The organism is Micromonospora sp. WMMD812 (genome assembly GCF_027497215.1).
GTDB lineage: Bacteria > Actinomycetota > Actinomycetes > Mycobacteriales > Micromonosporaceae > Micromonospora.
Genome location: NZ_CP114904.1, coordinates 5,353,786 through 5,374,068, shown reverse-complemented (window position 1 = coordinate 5,374,068; position 20,283 = coordinate 5,353,786). Strand labels below are relative to the sequence as shown.

General features: G+C 70.1%; 17 protein-coding genes and 1 tRNA gene. All 18 read right to left on the bottom strand.

Annotated features, from left to right (window positions below; all coding sequences use genetic code 11):
- Nucleotides 1–119: 119 nt before the first annotated feature.
- Nucleotides 120–2,216, bottom strand: a complete 2,097-nt coding sequence (gene fusA / locus O7603_RS24875) for an elongation factor G (protein WP_281572190.1) — start codon at nt 2,214–2,216, stop codon at nt 120–122.
- A 75-nt stretch (nt 2,217–2,291) separates the two neighbouring features.
- Entirely contained in the window at nt 2,292–2,762 is a 471-nt protein-coding gene (rpsG, locus tag O7603_RS24870; RefSeq protein ID WP_091079418.1) for a 30S ribosomal protein S7, read from the bottom strand.
- Nucleotide 2,763: 1 nt separating this feature from the next.
- A complete protein-coding gene (rpsL, locus tag O7603_RS24865; protein ID WP_007465318.1) occupies nt 2,764–3,138 on the bottom strand; it encodes a 30S ribosomal protein S12 in 375 nt (124 codons plus the stop codon).
- A 668-nt stretch (nt 3,139–3,806) separates the two neighbouring features.
- The gene (locus O7603_RS24860) at nt 3,807–4,187 is read right to left on the bottom strand and encodes a hypothetical protein (protein WP_281576796.1); all 381 of its coding nucleotides are present in this window, start codon (nt 4,185–4,187) and stop codon (nt 3,807–3,809) included.
- Between the two features lie 763 nt (nt 4,188–4,950).
- On the bottom strand, nt 4,951–5,319 hold the full coding sequence (locus tag O7603_RS24855) for a hypothetical protein (RefSeq protein WP_281572189.1): 369 nt from the start codon (nt 5,317–5,319) through the stop codon (nt 4,951–4,953).
- Between the two features lie 93 nt (nt 5,320–5,412).
- Entirely contained in the window at nt 5,413–9,300 is a 3,888-nt protein-coding gene (locus O7603_RS24850; protein ID WP_281572188.1) for a DNA-directed RNA polymerase subunit beta', read from the bottom strand.
- Between the two features lie 89 nt (nt 9,301–9,389).
- Nucleotides 9,390–12,821 (bottom strand): DNA-directed RNA polymerase subunit beta, encoded by a 3,432-nt coding sequence (locus tag O7603_RS24845; RefSeq protein WP_281572187.1) that lies wholly within the window; start codon nt 12,819–12,821, stop codon nt 9,390–9,392.
- Nucleotides 12,822–13,396: 575 nt separating this feature from the next.
- Nucleotides 13,397–13,780, bottom strand: a complete 384-nt coding sequence (gene rplL / locus O7603_RS24840; RefSeq protein ID WP_281572186.1) for a 50S ribosomal protein L7/L12 — start codon at nt 13,778–13,780, stop codon at nt 13,397–13,399.
- Nucleotides 13,781–13,837: 57 nt separating this feature from the next.
- Complete coding sequence (rplJ, locus tag O7603_RS24835; RefSeq protein WP_281572185.1) at nt 13,838–14,383, bottom strand: 50S ribosomal protein L10; 546 nt, start codon at nt 14,381–14,383, stop codon at nt 13,838–13,840.
- 307 nt (nt 14,384–14,690) lie between these two features.
- Nucleotides 14,691–15,380, bottom strand: coding sequence for a hypothetical protein (locus O7603_RS24830; protein ID WP_281572184.1), 690 nt, complete (start codon nt 15,378–15,380; stop codon nt 14,691–14,693).
- Nucleotides 15,377–16,309 (bottom strand): ABC transporter ATP-binding protein, encoded by a 933-nt coding sequence (locus O7603_RS24825; protein WP_281572183.1) that lies wholly within the window; start codon nt 16,307–16,309, stop codon nt 15,377–15,379. Before O7603_RS24825 ends, O7603_RS24830 begins: the two co-directional genes overlap by 4 nt.
- Nucleotides 16,310–16,384: 75 nt before the next feature.
- Nucleotides 16,385–17,101 (bottom strand): 50S ribosomal protein L1, encoded by a 717-nt coding sequence (rplA, locus tag O7603_RS24820; RefSeq protein ID WP_281572182.1) that lies wholly within the window; start codon nt 17,099–17,101, stop codon nt 16,385–16,387.
- Nucleotides 17,102–17,183: 82 nt separating this feature from the next.
- Nucleotides 17,184–17,615, bottom strand: coding sequence for a 50S ribosomal protein L11 (gene rplK, locus O7603_RS24815; protein ID WP_281572181.1), 432 nt, complete (start codon nt 17,613–17,615; stop codon nt 17,184–17,186).
- Nucleotides 17,616–17,805: 190 nt separating this feature from the next.
- Nucleotides 17,806–18,528 (bottom strand): transcription termination/antitermination protein NusG, encoded by a 723-nt coding sequence (gene nusG / locus O7603_RS24810; protein ID WP_281572180.1) that lies wholly within the window; start codon nt 18,526–18,528, stop codon nt 17,806–17,808.
- A 39-nt stretch (nt 18,529–18,567) separates the two neighbouring features.
- Nucleotides 18,568–18,963, bottom strand: coding sequence for a preprotein translocase subunit SecE (gene secE, locus O7603_RS24805; protein ID WP_281572179.1), 396 nt, complete (start codon nt 18,961–18,963; stop codon nt 18,568–18,570).
- Between the two features lie 211 nt (nt 18,964–19,174).
- Nucleotides 19,175–19,247, bottom strand: a tRNA-Trp gene (locus O7603_RS24800).
- 139 nt (nt 19,248–19,386) lie between these two features.
- Nucleotides 19,387–19,779 carry a MaoC family dehydratase gene (locus tag O7603_RS24795; RefSeq protein ID WP_281572178.1) on the bottom strand — a complete coding sequence of 131 codons (393 nt, stop codon included), beginning with the start codon at nt 19,777–19,779 and terminating at the stop codon, nt 19,387–19,389.
- A 1-nt stretch (nt 19,780) separates the two neighbouring features.
- Nucleotides 19,781–20,227, bottom strand: a complete 447-nt coding sequence (locus tag O7603_RS24790) for a MaoC family dehydratase N-terminal domain-containing protein (RefSeq protein WP_281572177.1) — start codon at nt 20,225–20,227, stop codon at nt 19,781–19,783.
- Between the last annotated feature and the right edge of the window lie 56 nt (nt 20,228–20,283).

Below are 20,283 nucleotides of genomic sequence, written 5' to 3'. Positions count from 1 at the left end.
GAAGCTTTTGTGGGTTCTGCGGCGGTGAAGCCTACAGGCCCGGTCTCACACGGTCCGACCGTGGTGGTCGCGGGCGGGAGACCCTCCCGCGACCGGCCACGGACCATCAGCTCAGGTGATTACTCACCAGTCGCCTTGGCGATGATCTCCTTCGCCACGCTCTGCGGAACCTCGGCGTAGGAGTCGAACTGCATGCTGTAGCTCGCCCGGCCCTGGGTCTTCGACCGCAGGTCGCCGACGTAGCCGAACATCTCCGACAACGGCACCAGAGCGCGGACGATGCGGGCGCCGCTGCGCTCCTCCATCGCCTGGATGATGCCGCGGCGGGAGTTGAGGTCGCCGATGACGTCACCCATGTTCTCCTCAGGAGTGGTGACCTCAACGGCCATCATCGGCTCGAGCAGTGCGGGGTCGGCCTTGCGGGCCGCCTCCTTCATCACCATCGAGCCGGCGATCTTGAATGCCATTTCCGACGAGTCGACCTCGTGGTACTGACCGTCGAGCAGCGTCAGCTTGACACCCACCAGCGGGAAGCCGGCGAGGATGCCGTACTGCATGGCGTCCTGGGCGCCCGCGTCCACCGACGGGATGAACTCCCGGGGGATGCGGCCACCGGTGACGGCGTTCGCGAACTCGTAGGTCGGCGAGTCGTTGTCCAGCGGCAGCGGCTCCAGGCTCACGATCACCCGGGCGTACTGGCCGGAACCACCGGTCTGCTTCTTGTGGGTGTACTCGACCTTCTCCACCGTGCGGCGGATGGTCTCGCGGTACGCCACCTGCGGCTTACCGATGTTCGCCTCGACGTTGAACTCGCGGCGCATCCGGTCGACCAGGATGTCCAGGTGCAGCTCGCCCATGCCGGAGATGACCGTCTGACCGGTCTCCTCGTCCAGCTTGACGCGGAAGGTCGGGTCCTCCTCGGCCAGCCGCTGGATGGCGGTGCTGAGCTTCTCCTGGTCGGCCTTGGTCTTCGGCTCGATGGCGACCTCGATGACCGGCTCCGGGAAGGTCATCGACTCCAGGATGACCGGGTTCGCCGGGTCGGACAGCGTGTCACCGGTGGTGGTCTGCTTGAGACCCTGCACCGCGATGATGTCGCCAGCCTTGGCGGAGCTGCGCTCCTCCCGCTTGTTGGCGTGCATCTGGTAGATCTTGCCGATCCGCTCCTTGCGGTCCTTGGTGGAGTTGACCACCTGGGACCCGGACTCGACCACGCCGGAGTAGACCCGGACGTAGGTGAGCTTGCCGAGGTGCTTGTCGGTCTGGATCTTGAAGGCCAGGCCCGAGAACGGCTCCGAGGTGGACGGCTTCCGCTGCATCGGGGTCTCGCCGTCGGTCGCGGTGCCCTCGATCGCCGGGATGTCCAGCGGCGACGGCAGGTAGTCGACCACGGCGTCCAGCATCGGCTGGATGCCCTTGTTCTTGAACGCCGAGCCGCAGAGCACCGGGTTGGCCTTGCCGGCGATGGTGGCGCGCCGGATGGCGGCCTTGATGTCCTCGACGGCGATCTCCTCGCCCTCCAGGTACCGCTCCATCACCGCGTCGTCGACGTCGGCCAGGGTCTCCATCAGCTTCTCGCGCCACTCGGCAGCGGAGTCGGCCAGCTCGGCCGGGATCTCCTCGACCGCGTAGTCCTCACCCTTCTGGGTCTCCCCGCGCCAGGTGAGGGCGCGCATGCCGATCAGGTCGATGACGCCGATGTGGTTGGCCTCGGTCCCGATCGGGATCTGGAGCACCAGCGGGGTGGCGTTGAGCCGGTCGACCATCATCTGCACGCAGCGGAAGAAGTCGGCACCGGTCCGGTCGAGCTTGTTGACGAAGCACATCCGCGGGACGTGGTACTTGTCGGCCTGACGCCAGACGTTCTCCGTCTGCGGCTCCACGCCGGCGACACCGTCGTAGACCGCGACCGCACCGTCCAGCACCCGCAGCGACCGCTCGACCTCGACCGTGAAGTCGACGTGACCGGGCGTGTCGATGATCTGGATCGTGTGGCCCTTCCACTCACACTTGGTGGCAGCGGAGGTGATGGTGATGCCACGCTCCTGCTCCTGCTCCATCCAGTCCATGACGGCAGCGCCCTCGTGGACCTCACCGATCTTGTACGTGATACCGGTGTAGAACAGGATTCGCTCGGTGGTCGTGGTCTTACCGGCATCGATGTGCGCCATGATGCCGATGTTGCGTACGTTGGCGAGCGCGTCTGCGGCGGCCACTTCAATCCCTACTTATCGTCGTCTCGACTCAACTGGTGGCGGTTCCGGCGCCGGTCCGGCGCCGGAACCAGGGTGTTACCAGCGGTAGTGCGCGAAGGCCTTGTTGGACTCGGCCATCTTGTGCGTGTCCTCGCGCCGCTTGACGGCGGCACCCAGACCGTTGCTCGCGTCCAGCAGCTCGTTCATCAGCCGCTCGACCATGGTCTTCTCGCGACGGGCCTTGGAGTACGTCACCAGCCAGCGCAGACCGAGGGTGGTCGCGCGGGCCGGACGGACCTCGACCGGCACCTGGTAGGTCGCGCCACCGACGCGGCGGCTGCGGACCTCGAGGGTCGGCTTGACGTTGTCCATCGCGCGCTTCAGCGTGACGACCGGGTCGGTGCCGGACTTCTCGCGGCAGCCCTCCAGGGCGGCGTACACGATGCGCTCGGCGAGCTGGCGCTTGCCGCGCAGCAGGATCTTGTTCACCAGCTGGGTGACCAACGGCGAGTTGTACACCGGGTCAGCGACCAGCGGCTTCCGCGGAGCGGGTCCCTTACGCGGCATGTCAGCTCTTCTCCTTCTTCGCGCCGTAACGGCTGCGCGCCTGCTTACGGTTGCGGACACCCTGGGTGTCCAGCGAACCGCGGACGATCTTGTACCGCACGCCTGGCAGGTCCTTCACACGGCCGCCACGGACGAGCACGATCGAGTGCTCCTGCAGGTTGTGACCGACGCCCGGGATGTAGGCGGTCACCTCGATCTGGCTGCTGAGCTTGACACGAGCGACCTTGCGGAGCGCCGAGTTCGGCTTCTTCGGGGTGGTGGTGTACACGCGGGTGCACACGCCGCGCCGCTGTGGGGAACCCTTCAGCGCCGGGGTCTTGGTCTTGGTCGTCTTGGCCTGGCGGCCCTTTCGGACCAGCTGCTGGATCGTGGGCACCGGGTTTCTCCGCTCCCTTCGGCCGCTGTCGCGGCCGCGCCGTCTGCTCGTTAGCCGACCTGGTGGACGGCTCTCCTACATTCCAGCCAGGGCCACCTGGTGGAGGTCCCGGCACCCGCGGTCGGGCGTGTCGCCCAGATCACGGTCCCGGCGCCGACGCTCGCGCGCGTACCGGGGTCTGTCACCGGCACGCGGGTCGCCCCGGGCCGGATCTTTGGCTTGTGCCGTGCTGCCGCTCGATCTCCGGATCACCGGAACCAGCGCACGCACGAGTTGCCCGGGCGGGCCCGGGCACAAGGGGAAAGGTTACCTACCACAGCCGCCCAGGTCAAAACGGAATGGTCCGTCGAACCACGCCGCCGCGGCCGTCGGGGGTCTGTCCCGCCTGCGCGCCCCTGATGGGCACCTACGGATACAAGTGTACCGGCTTCGGCGCGGTACGGCCCGTCGGCCCCGTCAGGCGGACCCCACCGGCCCCGCGAGCCCCGATCCGGTCGTCCGGGTCGCCGGGTGCCGAGTCGGACCGCCCCCTCCGCGTCACCGTCCCGCCGCACCCCGGCGACCCCACGGTCACCCGCACCCGAGAGACGGAGTGACGCTGGTCACGCCGCGCCGGCCCGGGCGAGCGGGCTCCCCGCCGCGCAGACCCCGGTGACTCCGGTGCGCGGTCAGGTCAGCGAGAGCAGCAGGGCCAGGCCGAGACCGAGCAGGCTGAGCAGCAGGCCCGCACCGCCGCAACTGATCCCGGAGACGGCCAGCCCGCGACCGGTGAACCGCACCGCGGGTGGCGCCGCCGGGCGGCGGATCTGTCGCAGACCGATCAGCCCGGCCACGATCGCCCCGGCGCCGGTCAGCCCGCTGAGCACGGTGAACGCGCCGGCGGCCCAGACCCCGGTCCCGCCCGATCCGATCGCCCCGAAGCAGATGACCAGGACCGACACCAGGATCGACACGATGCCCGCCACCAGCGCGCCCACGGCCAGCCCGGACGTGACCGGCGGCACGTCGAGGTGCACCACGCCGTACGGGGTGCCGGGCACCGGCTCGATCCGCTTCGGCGGCAGGCGCTCGGCGTCGGTGGGCGGGGGTGGCAGGTGCCGTCCGGGCTGCGCGCTCCAACCCCCGTGGGCTCCGTAAGCTCCGGGCGCCGTGCCCCAGCCTCCATGAGCGCCAAAGGCTCCGGGCGCCGTGCCCCAGCCGGCGGGAACCGCGGGCGGCGTGCCGTGACCGGGCGACGCCGGCGGCGCTCCCCAGCCGGGCGGTCCCGGCGTCGGTCCCCAGCCCGGTGATCCCGGCGCACCCGATGCCGTGGGCACACCCGGAGCGGCCGGCCCCGCGGGCGGACTCCAGCCGGCGGGCCCGGGCGGTGGACCCCAGCCCGGCGACGCCGGTGCGCCCGGCGCCGACGGCGGGGCGGCGGCGCCGCCCCAGCCCGGCACGGGGGCGCCCCAGTCCGGCGCCGGCGACGGCCCGGTGGGCGCGCCCCAGCTCGGGGCGCCGGGAGTAGCGGGTGCGGGCGACGGTGCGGCTCCGGCGGCCGGAGGCGACTCGGGACCGGGCGGTGGTGCGGCCGGAGTCGGTGCGGGCGAGGTGGGATCGGCGGGCGGGCGCCCGATCGGATCGGATTGCGCGGGGTCGGGCGAGTTGGCGTCCGGGACGTCGGACGGCCGCGTGGGGTCACCCGACGGGGGCCGCGCCGGTTCCGTCACGGGTTCCTCCTCCTCGACAGGCCGCCACCGACGCGACGGACACCGGCCAGGCTACCGCCGGGCCGCACCCCGTCCGCGCGGGGCGCGCACGCTCCGCTGGCGGTCAGTCGACATTCGACGGGTAGTCGTGCCCGAACGGCGCCTCGGCCAGCCGGACCACCGCGATCACCGCCACGGCCACCAGGCTGACCGCGACCAGCGCCAGGCCGGTCCAGGCCAACCGCTCCCCCCGCCGCAGCCAGCCCGCGCCGGTCAGGAAACCCCCCGAGGCGAACGCCTCCCGGCGCGCCTGGCGGGCGAGGTACAGCGCCACCGTGGCCGGGACCACCCCGCCGACGAACAGCCCGGTCAGCGCCGCCATCAGCCCGAGCGCGAACACCGCCCTGGCCTTCGTCGCGCGGGCCGGATCGGGGTCCAACGGGTGACGCGTCTCCTGCGGTGCGACGGGCACCTGCCCGGGTGCGGTCGTCATACCCCCATCATGCCGAACCGGCAGCCGGCCGCGTACCGGTCCGGACGCGACAAGGCCCCCGGCGGATGCCGGGGGCCTCGTCGTTCGTGCTGTTTAGCGGTACGACCCGAAGTCGAAGTCGTCCAGCGGCACTGCCTGCCCGCTGGCCGGCCCGAACCCGTAGTCGGTCTCGGGGTAGCCGGTCATCGAGTAGACCTTGGCCTTCGCCTCCTCGGTCGGCTCCACCCGGACGTTGCGGTACTTGCTGATGCCGGTACCGGCCGGGATGAGCTTACCGATGATCACGTTCTCCTTGAGGCCGATCAGCGAGTCGCTGCGGGCGTGGATCGCCGCGTCCGTCAGCACCCGGGTGGTCTCCTGGAAGGAGGCCGCCGACAGCCAGGAGTCCGTGGCCAGCGAGGCCTTGGTGATACCCATCAGCACCGGGCGACCCGCCGCGGGCTCGCCGCCCTCGGACACGAGCCGGCGGTTCTCCGACTCGAACAGCGCCCGGTCGACCAGCACGCCCGGCAGGAACTCGGTCGAGCCGGAGTCGATGACCGTCACCCGCTTGAGCATCTGGCGGATGATGATCTCGATGTGCTTGTCGTGGATGAGCACACCCTGCGACCGGTAGACCTCCTGGACCTCCTGGGTCAGGTGGACCTGGACCGCCCGCGGGCCGAGGATGCGGAGCAGCTCGTGCGGGTCGATGGTGCCCTCGGTGAGCTTCTCGCCGACCTCGACGTGCTGGCCGTCCTGGGTCCGCAGCCGGACCCGCTTGGAGATCTTGTCGTAGACGATCTCGTCGCTGCCGTCGTCCGGCACCACGATGATCTTCCGCGACCGCTCGCCGTCCTCGATCCGGATCCGGCCCGGGGTGTCGGCGATGGGCGCCTTGCCCTTCGGGACGCGGGCCTCGAAGATCTCCTGGACACGCGGCAGACCCTGGGTGATGTCCTCACCCGCGACACCACCGGTGTGGAAGGTACGCATCGTCAGCTGGGTACCCGGCTCACCGATCGACTGGGCGGCGATGATGCCGACCGCCTCGCCGACGTCCACGGTCTTGCCGGTCGGCAGCGAGCGGCCGTAGCACGCACCGCAGACGCCCAGCTTCGACTCGCAGGTGAGCACGCTGCGCACCCGCACCGTCTCCACCCCGGCCGCGACGATCTTGTCGACCAGGATCGAGTTGATGTCCTGACCCCGCTCGGCGACGACGGTGCCGTCCGGCCCCTTGATGTCGTCGGCCAGGGTCCGGGCGTGCACGCTGGTCTCGGCGTGCTCGTGCACGACCAGCTTGCCGTCGAGCCGCTCGCCGATCTGCATCGGGATGGCCCGGTCGGTGCCGCAGTCCTCCTCGCGGATGATGACGTCCTGCGACACGTCCACCAGACGACGGGTCAGGTAACCCGAGTCGGCGGTCCGCAGCGCGGTGTCGGCGAGACCCTTCCGGGCACCGTGCGTGGAGATGAAGTACTCCAGCACGGACAGACCCTCCCGGTAGCTGGCCTTGATCGGCCGCGGGATGATCTCACCCTTCGGGTTGGCCACCAGACCACGGATAGCCGCGATCTGCCGGAGCTGGAGCAGGTTACCGCGGGCGCCCGAGTTGATCATCTTCCACAGCGGGTTCTCCTGCGGCAGCGCGGTGTCCATCTCCTTGGCGACCTCGTTGGTCGCCTTGGTCCAGATCTCGATGAGCTCGCCGCGGCGCTCCTCGGCGGTCATCAGACCACGCTGGTACTGCTTGTCGATCCGGTCGGCTTCCTTCTCGTACCGCTCCAGGATCTCCGCCTTGCGCGGCGGAGCGATGACGTCCTCCATGCCGATCGTCACGCCGGACCAGGTGGCCCAGTGGAAACCGGCCTCCTTGAGCCCGTCGAGGGTGGCCGCGAGGGCCACCTTCGGGAAGCGCTCGGCGAGGTCGTTGACGATCGCGGAGAGCTGGCCCTTGCGGATCTCGTAGTTCACGAAGCGGTAGCCCGGGGGCAGCGTCTCGTTGAACAGGACCCGGCCGAGCGTGGTCTCCACGGTCAGCGGCTCGCCCTCGACCCAGCCCTCCGGGGCGGTCCACGGCTCGGCGCCGGCGCCGTTGTCGACCCCGACGATGCCGCGCAGCCGGATCTTCACCGGAGTCTGCAGGTGCAGCTCGCCACCGTCGTACGCCATCCGCGCCTCGGCGTCCGAGCTGAACGCCCGGCCCTCGCCCGTCCCACCCGGGGTGAGGTGGGTGAGGTGGTAGAGGCCGATGACCATGTCCTGGGTGGGCATGGTGACCGGCTTGCCGTCGGCCGGCTTGAGGATGTTGTTCGACGACAGCATCAGGATCCGCGCCTCGGCCTGGGCCTCGGCGGACAGCGGCACGTGCACCGCCATCTGGTCACCGTCGAAGTCGGCGTTGAACGCGGTGCAGACCAGCGGGTGGATCTGGATCGCCTTGCCCTCGACCAGCTGCGGCTCGAAGGCCTGGATGCCCAGACGGTGCAGGGTGGGCGCCCGGTTGAGCAGCACCGGGTGCTCGCCGATGACCTCTTCCAGCACGTCCCACACGACCGGCCGCTGCCGCTCGACCATCCGCTTGGCGGACTTGATGTTCTGCGCGTGGTTGAGGTCGACCAGCCGCTTCATAACGAACGGCTTGAACAGCTCCAGCGCCATCTGCTTGGGCAGGCCGCACTGGTGCAGCTTGAGCTTCGGACCGACCACGATGACCGAACGGCCGGAGTAGTCGACGCGCTTGCCCAGCAGGTTCTGCCGGAACCGACCCTGCTTGCCCTTGAGCATGTCGGACAGCGACTTCAGCGGACGGTTACCCGGGCCGGTGACCGGCCGGCCGCGGCGGCCGTTGTCGAACAGCGCGTCGACGGCCTCCTGCAGCATCCGCTTCTCGTTGTTGACGATGATCTCGGGCGCGCCGAGGTCGATCAGCCGCTTGAGCCGGTTGTTCCGGTTGATCACGCGGCGGTACAGGTCGTTGAGGTCGGAGGTCGCGAAGCGGCCACCGTCCAGCTGCACCATCGGACGCAGGTCCGGCGGGATGACCGGCACGCAGTCGAGCACCATGCCGAGCGGCGAGTTGCGGGTGTTCAGGAACGCCGCGACGACCTTGAGCCGCTTGAGCGCCCGGATCTTCCGCTGCCCCTTGCCGGAGCGGATGGTCTCCCGGAGGTTCTCCGCCTCGGCGTCGAGGTCCATGTTCTGGACCAGCGCCTTGATCGCCTCGGCGCCCATGCTGCCGGTGAAGTACTCGCCGAACCGGTCCCGCAGCTCGCGGTAGAGCAGCTCGTCGGTGACCAGCTGCTTCGGCTCGAGCTTGCGGAAGGTGTCCAGCACCTCGTCCAGGCGGTCGATCTCGCGCTGGGCCCGGTCGCGGATCTGGCGCATCTCGCGCTCTCCGCCCTCCTTGACCTTGCGCCGGACGTCCGCCTTGGCACCCTCGGCCTCCAGCTCGGCCAGGTCGGCCTCGAGCTTGGCGGCCCGCTTCTCGATCTCCGAGTCGCGGCTGTTCTCGGCCTGCCGCTTCTCGGCCAGGATCTCGTTCTCGATCGTCGAGAGGTCACGGTGACGCGACTCGGCGTCCACGCTCGTCACGACGTACGAGGCGAAGTAAATGATCTTCTCGAGGTCCTTCGGCGCGAGGTCCAGCAGGTAGCCCAGCCGGCTCGGCACGCCCTTGAAGTACCAGATGTGGGTGACCGGGGCGGCCAGCTCGATGTGGCCCATCCGCTCGCGGCGGACCTTGGACCGGGTCACCTCGACGCCGCAGCGCTCGCAGATGATGCCCTTGAACCGGACCCGCTTGTACTTACCGCAGTAGCACTCCCAGTCCCGCTGCGGACCGAAGATCTTCTCGCAGAAGAGTCCGTCCTTCTCCGGCTTCAGGGTGCGGTAGTTGATCGTCTCTGGCTTCTTGACCTCGCCGTGCGACCACTGACGGATGTCGTCGGCGGTCGCCAGCCCAATTCGCAACTCGTCGAAAAAGTTGACGTCGAGCACGTTATATATCCCTCACACGTCGCTTGTTGCGCCAGCAGCTCACCGGGGTCGGGCCCCGGGGGCGGTCGCCCGCCCCCGGAACCTCGACGTCACACTTCCTCGACCGAGCTCGGCTCGCGCCGGGACAGGTCGATGCCCAGCTCCTCGGCGGCCCGGAACACCTCGTCGTCGGTCTCGCGCATCTCGAGGGCCACACCGTCGCTGGAGAGCACCTCGACGTTGAGGCACAGCGACTGCAGCTCCTTGAGCAGCACCTTGAACGACTCCGGGATGCCCGGCTCCGGAATGTTCTCGCCCTTGACGATGGCCTCGTAGACCTTCACCCGGCCGAGAACGTCGTCGGACTTGATCGTCAGCAGCTCCTGCAGGGCGTACGCGGCGCCGTACGCCTGCATCGCCCAGCACTCCATCTCACCGAAGCGCTGGCCACCGAACTGCGCCTTACCACCCAGCGGCTGCTGCGTGATCATCGAGTACGGGCCGGTCGACCGAGCGTGGATCTTGTCGTCGACCAGGTGGTTGAGCTTCAGGATGTAGATGTAGCCGACCGCGATCGGGTCCGGCAGCGGCTCGCCGGAGCGACCGTCGAACAGCTGCGCCTTGCCGCTGGAACCGATCAGCTGGTTGCCGTCCCGGTTGGGCAGGGTCGACGCGAGCAGACCGGAGATCTCCTCCTCGCGGGCACCGTCGAAGACCGGCGTGGCCACGTTGGTGTCCGGCTCGGACTCGTGGGCCTCGATCGAGCGGAGCTGACGCTTCCACTCGGTGTCGTCGCCCTCGATCTGCCAGCCGGTCTTGGCCACCCACCCGAGGTGGGTCTCCAGGACCTGGCCGATGTTCATCCGGCTCGGCACACCGAGCGGGTTGAGCACGATGTCGACCGGGGTGCCGTCCTCGAGGAACGGCATGTCCTCGATCGGGAGAATCTTGGAGATGACGCCCTTGTTGCCGTGGCGACCGGCGAGCTTGTCACCGTCCTGGATCTTCCGCTTCTGGGCGACGTAGACCCGGACCAGCTCGTTGACGCCCGGAGGCAGCTCGTCGCCGTCCTCGCGGGAGAAGGTACGCACGCCGATGACCGTGCCGGTCTCGCCGTGCGGCACCTTCAGCGAGGTGTCCCGGACCTCGCGCGCCTTCTCACCGAAGATCGCGCGGAGCAGCCGCTCCTCCGGGGTCAGCTCGGTCTCGCCCTTCGGCGTGACCTTGCCGACCAGGATGTCGCCGGGGACGACCTCGGCGCCGATCCGGATGATGCCGCGCTCGTCGAGGTCAGCGAGCATCTCCTCGCTGACGTTCGGGATGTCGCGGGTGATCTCCTCCGGACCGAGCTTGGTGTCCCGGGCGTCGACCTCGTGCTCCTCGATGTGGATCGAGGTGAGCACGTCCTGCTGCACGAGACGCTGCGACAGGATGATCGCGTCCTCGTAGTTGTGCCCCTCCCAGGTCATGAACGCCACGAGCAGGTTGCGCCCGAGCGCCATCTCGCCCTCGTCGGTGCACGGACCGTCGGCGATGACCTGGCCGGCCTCGACGCGGTCGCCCTCGAAGACCACCGGCTTCTGGTTGACGCAGGAGCCGGCGTTGGAGCGGCGGAACTTGTGCAGCAGGTACGTCCGGCGGTGGCCGTCGTCCTGGTGCACGGTGATGTAGTCGGCGCACAGGTCCTCGATGACACCGCCGACCTCGGCGACGACCACGTCACCGGCGTCGACGGCGGCCCGGTACTCCATGCCGGTGCCGACGAGCGGCGCCTCGGCCTTGACCAGCGGCACCGCCTGGCGCTGCATGTTCGCGCCCATCAGCGCCCGGTTGGCGTCGTCGTGCTCGAGGAACGGGATCATCGCGGTGGCGACCGAGGTCATCTGCCGCGGCGACACGTCCATGTAGTCCACGGCCGCCGGCGGGACGTCCTCGGTCTCGCCGCCCTTACGGCGGACCAGGACGCGGTCCTCGGCGAACGAGCCGTCGGCCCGCAGCGGCGCGTTGGCCTGCGCCTTGACGAAGCGGTCCTCCTCGTCCGCGGTCAGGTAGTCGATCTGGTCGGTGACCCGACCCTCGACGACCTTCCGGTACGGCGTCTCGATGAAGCCGAACGGGTTGACCCGGGCGAAGGTGGACAGCGCGCCGATCAGGCCGATGTTCGGGCCTTCCGGCGTCTCGATCGGGCACATCCGGCCGTAGTGGGACGGGTGCACGTCACGGACCTCGAAGCCGGCCCGCTCCCGGGACAGACCACCCGGGCCGAGCGCGCTCAGCCGGCGCCGGTGGGTCAGGCCCGCCAGCGGGTTGGTCTGGTCCATGAACTGGGACAGCTGCGACGTGCCGAAGAACTCCTTGATCGCCGCCACCACCGGGCGGATGTTGATCAGGGTCTGCGGCGTGATCGCCTCGACGTCCTGCGTGGTCATCCGCTCGCGGACGACCCGCTCCATCCGGGACAGGCCGACCCGAACCTGGTTCTGGATCAGCTCGCCCACGGTGCGCAGGCGACGGTTGCCGAAGTGGTCGATGTCGTCGGCCTCGTAGCCGTCCTCACCGGCGTGCAGCCGGCAGAGGTACTCCACGGTGGCGACGATGTCGTCCTCGGTCAGCGTGCCGGTGGTGATCGGCACGTCCACTTCGAGCTTCTTGTTGAACTTGTATCGACCGACCTTGGCGACGTCGTACCGCTTCGGGTTGAAGAAGAGGTTGTCGAGCAGGGTCTGGGCGTTCTCGCGCGTCGGCGGCTCGCCAGGGCGGAGCTTGCGGTAGATGTCGAGGAGCGCCTCGTCCTGGCCGGCGATGTGGTCCTTCTCGAGCGTGGTCATCATCAGCTCGGACCAGCCGAACCGCTCACGGATCTGCTCGGCCGACCATCCGATGGCCTTGAGCAGGACCGTGACGGCCTGCCGACGCTTGCGGTCGATGCGGACGCCGACCGTGTCGCGCTTGTCGATGTCGAACTCCAGCCAGGCACCCCGGCTCGGGATGACCTTGACGCTGGAGAGGTCGCGGTCGGAGGTCTTGTCCGGCTGCTTGTCGAAGTACACGCCCGGGGACCGGACGAGCTGGCTGACCACCACGCGCTCGGTGCCGTTGATGATGAAGGTGCCCTTCGGCGTCATCATCGGGAAGTCACCCATGAACACCGTCTGGCTCTTGATCTCGCCGGTGGTGTTGTTGGTGAACTCCGCGGTCACGAACAGCGGGGCACAGTAGGTGAGGTCCTTCTCCTTGCACTCCTCGATCGAGGCCTTGACCTCGTCGAAGCGCGGAGCCGAGAAGGAGAGCGACATGGTGCCGGAGAAGTCCTCAATGGGACTGATCTCGTCGAGGATCTCCGCGAGACCCGAGCGTGCGTGCGGGTCGTCCGCCGACCGGCCCTGCCAAGCCTCGTTGCCGACGAGCCAGTCGAAGGACTCGTTCTGGATGGCGAGGAGGTTGGGGACCTCGAGGTGTTCGGTGATCCTGCCGAATGAAACTCGGCGGGGAGCGAAAGCGCTCGACGTACGACTGGTCTTCGCAGGGCGGGAAGCTGCCAAGATGCGTCCTTCCGAGGACCGGTGCTGCAGAACGGCTGGTACGCGTGCACTCCAATGACCCCACCAGAAATATCCGCAAACGGACATTTCCGAGCAGGGGTCTAGTCGGAAGGCAGCGCAAACTAGCAGTGTAGCCGAGAGGCTAACCGCTGTCCAGCCCACCCCGCAGGTCGTTGCGGAACGTGCCTCGGGACCCCGGAAACCGGGCTCTACCGGGCCGCTCGGAACGCAACGTTCCTGTCGGGCCGCTCGGGTGCCGCGGCCGGTGGTGCTGACCGCTGCAATACCCGCGTGGTGGCCGTCGCAAGCGCGGAAGGTCTTGCTGGTGTCAGCGTGCCTGGCAGCCCGGGGCCACGTCAAGGGCCGACCCCCGGGTGGCGACGTCTTTCCCGCCGTCGCCGCGCCGTCGCCCGCCGCCGTCCGGTCGTACGGCGCGCCCGGACGCCCAGCTCACAGGCGTTGCCACCGGGGCCACCAACACGACGGGCGGCGATCCGGTGTCGGATCGCCGCCCGCCGCGACGCGGTGTGTGCCCCGGCTCACCTGAGCCGGACACGCGCAGGTGGAGCGTCAGGTCACTTGAGGGTGACCTTGGCGCCCTCGCCCTCGAGCTTGGCCTTGGCCTTGTCGGCGGTCTCCTTGTTGACCTTCTCCAGGACCGGCTTCGGCGCGGCCTCGACCAGGTCCTTGGCCTCCTTGAGGCCCAGGCCGGTCAGCTCACGCACGACCTTGATGACCTGGATCTTCTTGCCACCGTCGGCGTCGAGGATGACGTCGAACTCGTCCTTCTCCGGCTCGGCCTCGGCGGCGGCCGGGGCGCCACCCGCGGCAGCCACGGCGACCGGGGCGGCGGCGGTGACCTCGAAGGTCTCCTCGAACTGCTTCACGAACTCGGAGAGCTCGATCAGCGTCATCTCCTTGAACGCGTCGAGCAGCTCGTCGGTGCTGAGCTTCGCCATGTCTGGCGTCCTTTCCAACGTAAGTTACTGAAGACTGAACTGGGTCGCCGGAGGGCCTCAGGCCGCCTCGGCGCCCTCCTTCTCGCGCTTGTCCTGCAGGGCCGCCGCCAGGCGGGCGGTCTTCGACAGCGGGGCCTGGAACAGGGCCGCGGCCTTGCTCAGGTTGCCCTTCATCGCGCCGGCCAGCTTGGCCAGCAGCACCTCACGGGACTCCAGGTCGGCGAGCTTCGTGACCTCGGCCGCGGAAATGGCCTTGCCCTCGAAGACACCGCCCTTGATGACGAGCTTCGGGTTGGCCTTCGCGAAGTCGCGAAGGCCCTTCGCCGCCTCGACGACGTCGCCCGAAACGAAAGTCAGCGCGGTAGGACCGGTGAACAGCTCGTCGAGGCCGGAGATGCCCGCGTCCGTCGCGGCACGCTTCGCGAGCGTGTTCTTCGCGACGGTGTAGCTGGTCTCCTTGCCGAGCGAGCGCCGCAGCTGGGTGAGCTGGGAAACCGTCAGACCGCGGTACTCGGTCAGCACGGTCGCCCCCGCGTTGCGGAAGCTCTCGGTCAGCTCGGCGACGGCCGTGGCCTTGTCGGCCCGGATCGGCTTGTCCGCCATGTCCCTCCTCTCTCGTTGCTCGAGGCTGGTCGCCGTCGGAAGCGGTCGCTCACGACGGCAGCTCAGGAAGCGCGACAACGAGAAAAGCCCCGGCGCAGGGCGCACGGGGCGAGGGCCGGCCGGACGACCATGGTCGGCGGACCATGGACACCACCGATTTTCGCTTACCGCCCTGCGCGGGTCGCCCGTCGTCGCGGGACCTTCGACCGTGCCGGGGCACGGTGACCAGCGGTCTCTGGGTGGAACTTCGTCCCAAGGTTACGCGACACGTCGCGTGAGCAGCAAATCGCCCCCCGCGTGGGCCCGCTCACGCCCGCGACCGGCGCCACCACAGGTAGCCCACGGCAGCGACCGCGCTCCACCCCGCCGCCCAGAGAGTGAGCAGCGTCACAGTAGCCGCCGGCGTGTCGCCCGCGGTGGCCCGGGCGGTCGCCATGATCGGCGGCACCAGCCAGGGCGCGACCGAGCCGGTCAGGCCGAGCACGACCGCGCCGACCCCGCCGAGGGCCAGCACCGCCACGCCGTAACCGGCGCTACGGGTGACGGCGCGGCTGGCCAACGCCCCCAGCACCACCGACGGGGGTACGGCCAGCAGGTGCGCCCACAGCCCCAGCGCGATGCCCACGCCCACCGGGCGGTGACCCGGCTCGACCGGACCGGTGACCCCACCGACCAGCCACGGGAAGACCAGCGCGACGGCGACCGTGCCGAGCGCGGCAACGGTGGCGGCGAGCAGGCCGGCCGCCCGCTCCCGCCCGGCGCCGACCGTCACCTGGGCCAGCCGGCGCTGCCCGTCCGGCTCGACGTCCAGCAGCACCTTCGTCTGCCAGGCGAGCACCGGGAAGAGGACCACCGCCGAGACCCCGTACGCCTCCGCCGGCTGGGCCCGGCCCCCGCCGTACAGGATGCCGAGCGCGACCAGGCCGGTGAGGAGTGGCGCGACCGCCCGCCCGGTCCGCAGGAAGCCGGCCAGTCTCAGCCGGAGCAGGGCGGTCACCGGCCGGCCCCGGCCGGGTCGTCCACGTGCGGGCCGTCGAGGGCGACGTCGGCGCCGGCCCGTGGGCCGTCCAGGCCGACGTCCGTGGCACCGGACGGAAGGTCCACTGCGACATCGCTGCCGGCGGGCGGGACGTCCACGGCGACACCGGCGCCGGCCTCCGGGCCGTCCAGGCCGGCGTCGGTGGCGGCGGGCGGGCCGCCGGGGCGTACGCCCAGCACGTGGTGGCCCTCGGCGCGCAGGCGGGCGACGGCGTCGGCGACCCGCATGGCCGGCACCGCGACCTCGACCACGGCGAACGCCTCCGCCCCGGCGGGCGTCTCCTCCGTCACCAGGCCGTCGGCGACCATCCAGCGGCGGGCACCGGGCACGCGGGCGACCTCGCCCCGGTGGTCGCTGACCAGGACCGCACCGCCACCGGCCCGCACCTCGTCGATGAGCTCGGGGACCAGCTCGCGGGCCCCGGCGTCGAGCCCCTCCCAGGGCTCGTCGAGGACCAGCAGGCCGGGCGGGCGGAGCATCGCCTGGGCGAGACCGACCTTCTGGGCGGTCCCCTTGGACAACTCGGGCAGCCGGACGCCGCGGAACCGGGTGAGGCCGAGCCGCTCGGTCCAGGCGCTCACCGCGTGGTCGGCCGCCGACGCGGTCAGCCCGGCCATCCGGCCCATCGCGGTCAGGTAGTGCGTCACCGTGAAGGGCTGATCGGCCGGAAAGCGCTCGGGAACCCAGCCCACCCGCGCCGGGCGGTCGACGACCCGCCCGCGGGCCGGCCGGAGCACCCCCGCGGCGACCTGGAGCAGCGTCGACTTGCCGACCCCGTTGCGGCCGAGCACGACGGCGACCTCACCCGCACCGATCCGTACGTCCACACCCCGCAGCACCCACGGACCCCGCCGCCGGTACCGCAGCCAGACGTCCTCAAGCCGCATGGGACGAGCCTGCCACACCGAAAACGAGACGGGGCGCCGCCACAACTGTGGCGACGCCCCGTCCGGGTCGGTGGCTCAGCTCTCGGCCGAGGCCTCCGTCAGGTTCTTCACCAGGTTCGGGTCGACCGGGACACCCGGGCCCATCGTGGTGGTGAGGGTGACCTTCTTGAGGTACTTGCCCTTCGCCGCGGACGGCTTGGCCCGCAGCACCTCGTCCAGCACGGCCGCGTAGTTGTCGACCAGCTGGGTCTCGGAGAAGGACGCCTTGCCGATGATCAGGTGCAGGTTCGAGTGCTTGTCCACCCGGAAGGTGATCTTGCCGCCCTTGATGTCCTGCACCGCCTTGGTGACGTCCATGGTCACCGTGCCGGTCTTCGGGTTCGGCATCAGGCCGCGCGGGCCCAGGATCCGCGCGATCCGGCCGATCTTGGCCATCTGGTCCGGCGTGGCGATCGCCGCGTCGAAGTCCAGCCAACCACCCTGGATCCGGGCGACCAGCTCGTCGGTGCCCACCTCGTCGGCACCCGCCGCGGCGGCCTCCTCGGCCTTCGCGCCGGCGGCGAAGACGATCACGCGGGCGGTTTTACCGGTGCCGTGCGGCAGGTTGACCGTGCCGCGGACCATCTGGTCCGCCTTGCGGGGGTCGACGCCGAGGCGCATCGCGACCTCGACCGTGGCGTCGAACTTGACGTTGGTGGTCTCCTTGGCCAGCTTCACGGCCTCGGCGGGGGTGTAGAGCTTGGACCGGTCGATGACGTCGGCGGCCTTGCGGTAGCTCTTGCTGCGCTGCATGTTCTGGTTACTCCTGTGGTCTCTGGCGGGCCGCGGCGTTCGCGCGCCCTCCCACGAACGGGATCAGGCTGTGGTGCCGACGTCAGTCGCTGACGGTCAGACCCATCGACCGGGCGGTGCCGGCGATGATCTTCTCGGCCTGGTCGAGGTCGTTGGCGTTGAGGTCGGCCATCTTCTTCTCGGCGATCTCGCGCAGCTGGGCGCGGGTGACCGAGCCGACCTTCTGGGTGTGCGGGACGCCCGAGCCCTTCTGCACACCGGCGGCCTTGATCAGCAGCCGGGCGGCGGGCGGGGTCTTCAGCACGAAGGTGAAGGACCGGTCCTCGTACACGCTGATCTCGGCGGGGACGATGTCGCCCCGCTGCGACTCGGTCTGCGCGTTGTAGGACTTGCAGAACTCCATGATGTTCACGCCGTGCTGGCCGAGCGCGGGGCCGACCGGCGGCGCCGGGGTGGCCTGGCCCGCCGGCAGCTGAAGCGTGAACGTCTTGACGAGCTTCTTCTTCGGAGGCATGTCTCTTCCTGGGGCTTGGAACTGGGAAAGGTGCTCATCGACACCCCCTCGGGGCGCGCACGGTCAGCGCGGCGCGAGGGCAGCGACTCTCAAGAGTAGCGCAGGCCGAACTCCGCCCGTCGGCCGAGGTCGGACGCCCGCGGAAACGGCCGCGCCGGCGGTGGGACGAACCCACCGCCGGCGACCGGAATCAGATCTTGGAGACCTGGTTGAAGTTCAGCTCGACCGGGGTCTCCCGACCGAAGATCGACACCAGCACCTTGAGCTTCTGCTGGTCGGCGTTGATCTCGCTGATCGTCGCCGGCAGGGAGGCGAAGGCGCCGTCGGTGACGGTGACCGAGTCACCGACCTCGAAGTCGAGGACCTTGACCTCGGGCTTGGCCTTCTTCTGCTCGGTCTCCACCGCCGGGGCCAGCCACTTGAGCACCTCGTCCAGCGAGAGCGGCGCCGGCCGGTCGGCCCGGTCGGTCGCCCCGACGAAGCCGGTGACACCCGGCGTGTTGCGGACGCAGGAGTAGGACTCGGCGGTCAGCTCCATCCGGACCAGGATGTAGCCCGGGAAGACCTTCGCCTGGACCTGCGACCGCTTGCCGTTCTTGACCTCTACCTCTTCCCGGGTCGGCACCTCGACCTGGTAGATGTAGTCCTCCATGTCGAGGCTGGTGATCCGGGTCTCGAGGTTGGTCTTGACCTTGTTCTCGTAGCCGGCGTACGAGTGCACCACGTACCAGTCGCCCGGCGCGTAGCGCAGCTTCTGGCGCAGCTCGGCGACCGGGTCGTAGTCCTCGTCCGGAGCGGGCTCGGTGGTCGGGAACTCCGGCTCGCTGGCGGCCTCGACCGACTCGTCGTCCGCCGCCGTCGCCACCGTGGACTGCTCGTCCACGGGTCCGGCGGTCTCGTCGTACTCAGGCACGCTCGCTCACTTCCGTAACTATCGGCTTCGGGGAGCCGGTCAGCTGGGGTTGCCGAAGACCCACAGCACGCCCTCGGCGAAGCCGTAGTCCAGAACACCCACGATCGTCAGCATCACCGCGACGAAGACGATCACCACGGCCGTGTAGGTCAGCAACTCCTTGCGGGTCGGCCAGATGACCTTACGCAGTTCGGCGACGACCTCGCGGAAGAACCGGGCGATGCGGCCGAACAGACCCACTCGGTCGGTCTCCGACCGGGTCTTCGGCCGGCTGTCGGCGGACTCGGCCCGGGCCCGGGACCGCGTCGCGGTGCCACCCCGGGAAACCGGCTCGTCCGCGCCGGTGGCGTCGTCGTCGCCGGCCACGTCGTCGACGACCTCGTCGTTCAGACGGTCGTCGCCGGCGTCCTCGCCGCGCCGCTTGTTGTCGGCCACTTCGCCCTCCGTCGCGGGTTCTCGGGTTCGCACGCCGAGCGGCGTGCGCGGCGTTGGTCACGCCGGCCGGACCAACCGTCCCGCGACGGGCCGCGGCCGGCGGATCGACCAGGGGCCCGATGCCTCGGAACCACCCCGCCGATGCCACCACCACGGGCCGGACGCCGCCGTCTCGGCGGCGCGACCCACGGGAACGGTCAGGCCTGAGGCGCAGGGGTGACAGGACTTGAACCTGCAGCCTGCGGTTTTGGAGACCGCTGCTCTGCCAATTGAGCTACACCCCTGTGCGGCAACACTCGCCCCACCCGGCCACACACGGCCGGGCAGGGGTCACTTGCCCCACGGCGGACCAGTGTACGGGTAGCCGCCCGACTTTCCCAACCGGTCTGCCCATCACGCGTCCCCGGGCGGGTCGGACACCGGTCAGCGGGCCGGCCGGATGGTCGCCCGCGCCTGGGAGAGCACCTTCTCCCCCTGGCAGGTGGCGGTCACGTCGAGCTGGGTGAGCCCGTCCTCGCCGACCTCGCGGACCACCGCGGTCACCTCGATCTCGGTGCCGTGGTCGTCGTCGGGCACCACGACCGGCCGGGTGAACCGGACCCCGTAGTCGACGACCGCGTCCGGCGCGCCGGCCCAGTCGGTGACCGCCCGGCCGACCAGGGCCATGGTGAACATGCCGTGGGCGATGACTCCGGGCAGGCCCACCTTGGTGGCGGTCCGGTCGCTCCAGTGGATCGGGTTGAAGTCGCCCGAGGCGCCGGCGTAGCGGACCAGGTCCGCGCGGGTCACCCGGAACGTCCTGGGTGCCAGCTCCATCTCAGGCCTCCCCGCGTACGACGAGCTTTGACCAGACGGCGACCACCGGCTCGCCGGTGGCCGTGGTGACGTCGGTGCGGGTGGTCAGGAAGCCGTGCCCGCCCCGGGTGGTGATGTCCTCGATGGTGTTGACGCAGACCAGCTCGTCGCCGGCCACCACCGGCCGGGCGTACGCGAACCGCTGGTCGCCGTGCACGACGCGGCTGTAGTCCACGCCCAGCGCCGGGTCGTCGATGATCTGCCGGGTGGCGGCCATGGTGATCACGAAGGGAAAGGTCGGCGGGGCCACGACGTCCGGGTGCCCGAGCGCGCGGGCGGCCTCCGGGTCGTGGTGGGCCGGGTCGGTGGCGCCGATGGCGGTCGCGAACTCGCGGATCTTCTCTCGGCCCACCTGGTAGGGGGCGGTCGGCGGGTAGGTCCGGCCGACGTAGGACGGGTCCAGGGACATGCCGCGAACCTACACGGAAAGCGCGATCGCCGACCTGGGCGGTCGGCGGCGGCGGG

What these genes read in the sequence shown, in the direction of transcription:
- rpsG (WP_091079418.1), bottom strand. Translation starts at nt 2,762, where the DNA reads ATGCCGCGTAAGGGACCCGCTCCGCGGAAGCCGCTGGTCGCTGACCCG.
- O7603_RS24855 (WP_281572189.1), bottom strand. Translation starts at nt 5,319, where the DNA reads ATGACGACCGCACCCGGGCAGGTGCCCGTCGCACCGCAGGAGACGCGT.
- rplL (WP_281572186.1), bottom strand. Translation starts at nt 13,780, where the DNA reads ATGGCGAAGCTCAGCACCGACGAGCTGCTCGACGCGTTCAAGGAGATG.
- rplJ (WP_281572185.1), bottom strand. Translation starts at nt 14,383, where the DNA reads ATGGCGGACAAGCCGATCCGGGCCGACAAGGCCACGGCCGTCGCCGAG.
- O7603_RS24825 (WP_281572183.1), bottom strand. Translation starts at nt 16,309, where the DNA reads ATGCGGCTTGAGGACGTCTGGCTGCGGTACCGGCGGCGGGGTCCGTGG.
- rplA (WP_281572182.1), bottom strand. Translation starts at nt 17,101, where the DNA reads ATGCAGCGCAGCAAGAGCTACCGCAAGGCCGCCGACGTCATCGACCGG.
- rplK (WP_281572181.1), bottom strand. Translation starts at nt 17,615, where the DNA reads ATGCCTCCGAAGAAGAAGCTCGTCAAGACGTTCACGCTTCAGCTGCCG.
- O7603_RS24795 (WP_281572178.1), bottom strand. Translation starts at nt 19,779, where the DNA reads ATGGAGCTGGCACCCAGGACGTTCCGGGTGACCCGCGCGGACCTGGTC.
- O7603_RS24790 (WP_281572177.1), bottom strand. Translation starts at nt 20,227, where the DNA reads ATGTCCCTGGACCCGTCCTACGTCGGCCGGACCTACCCGCCGACCGCC.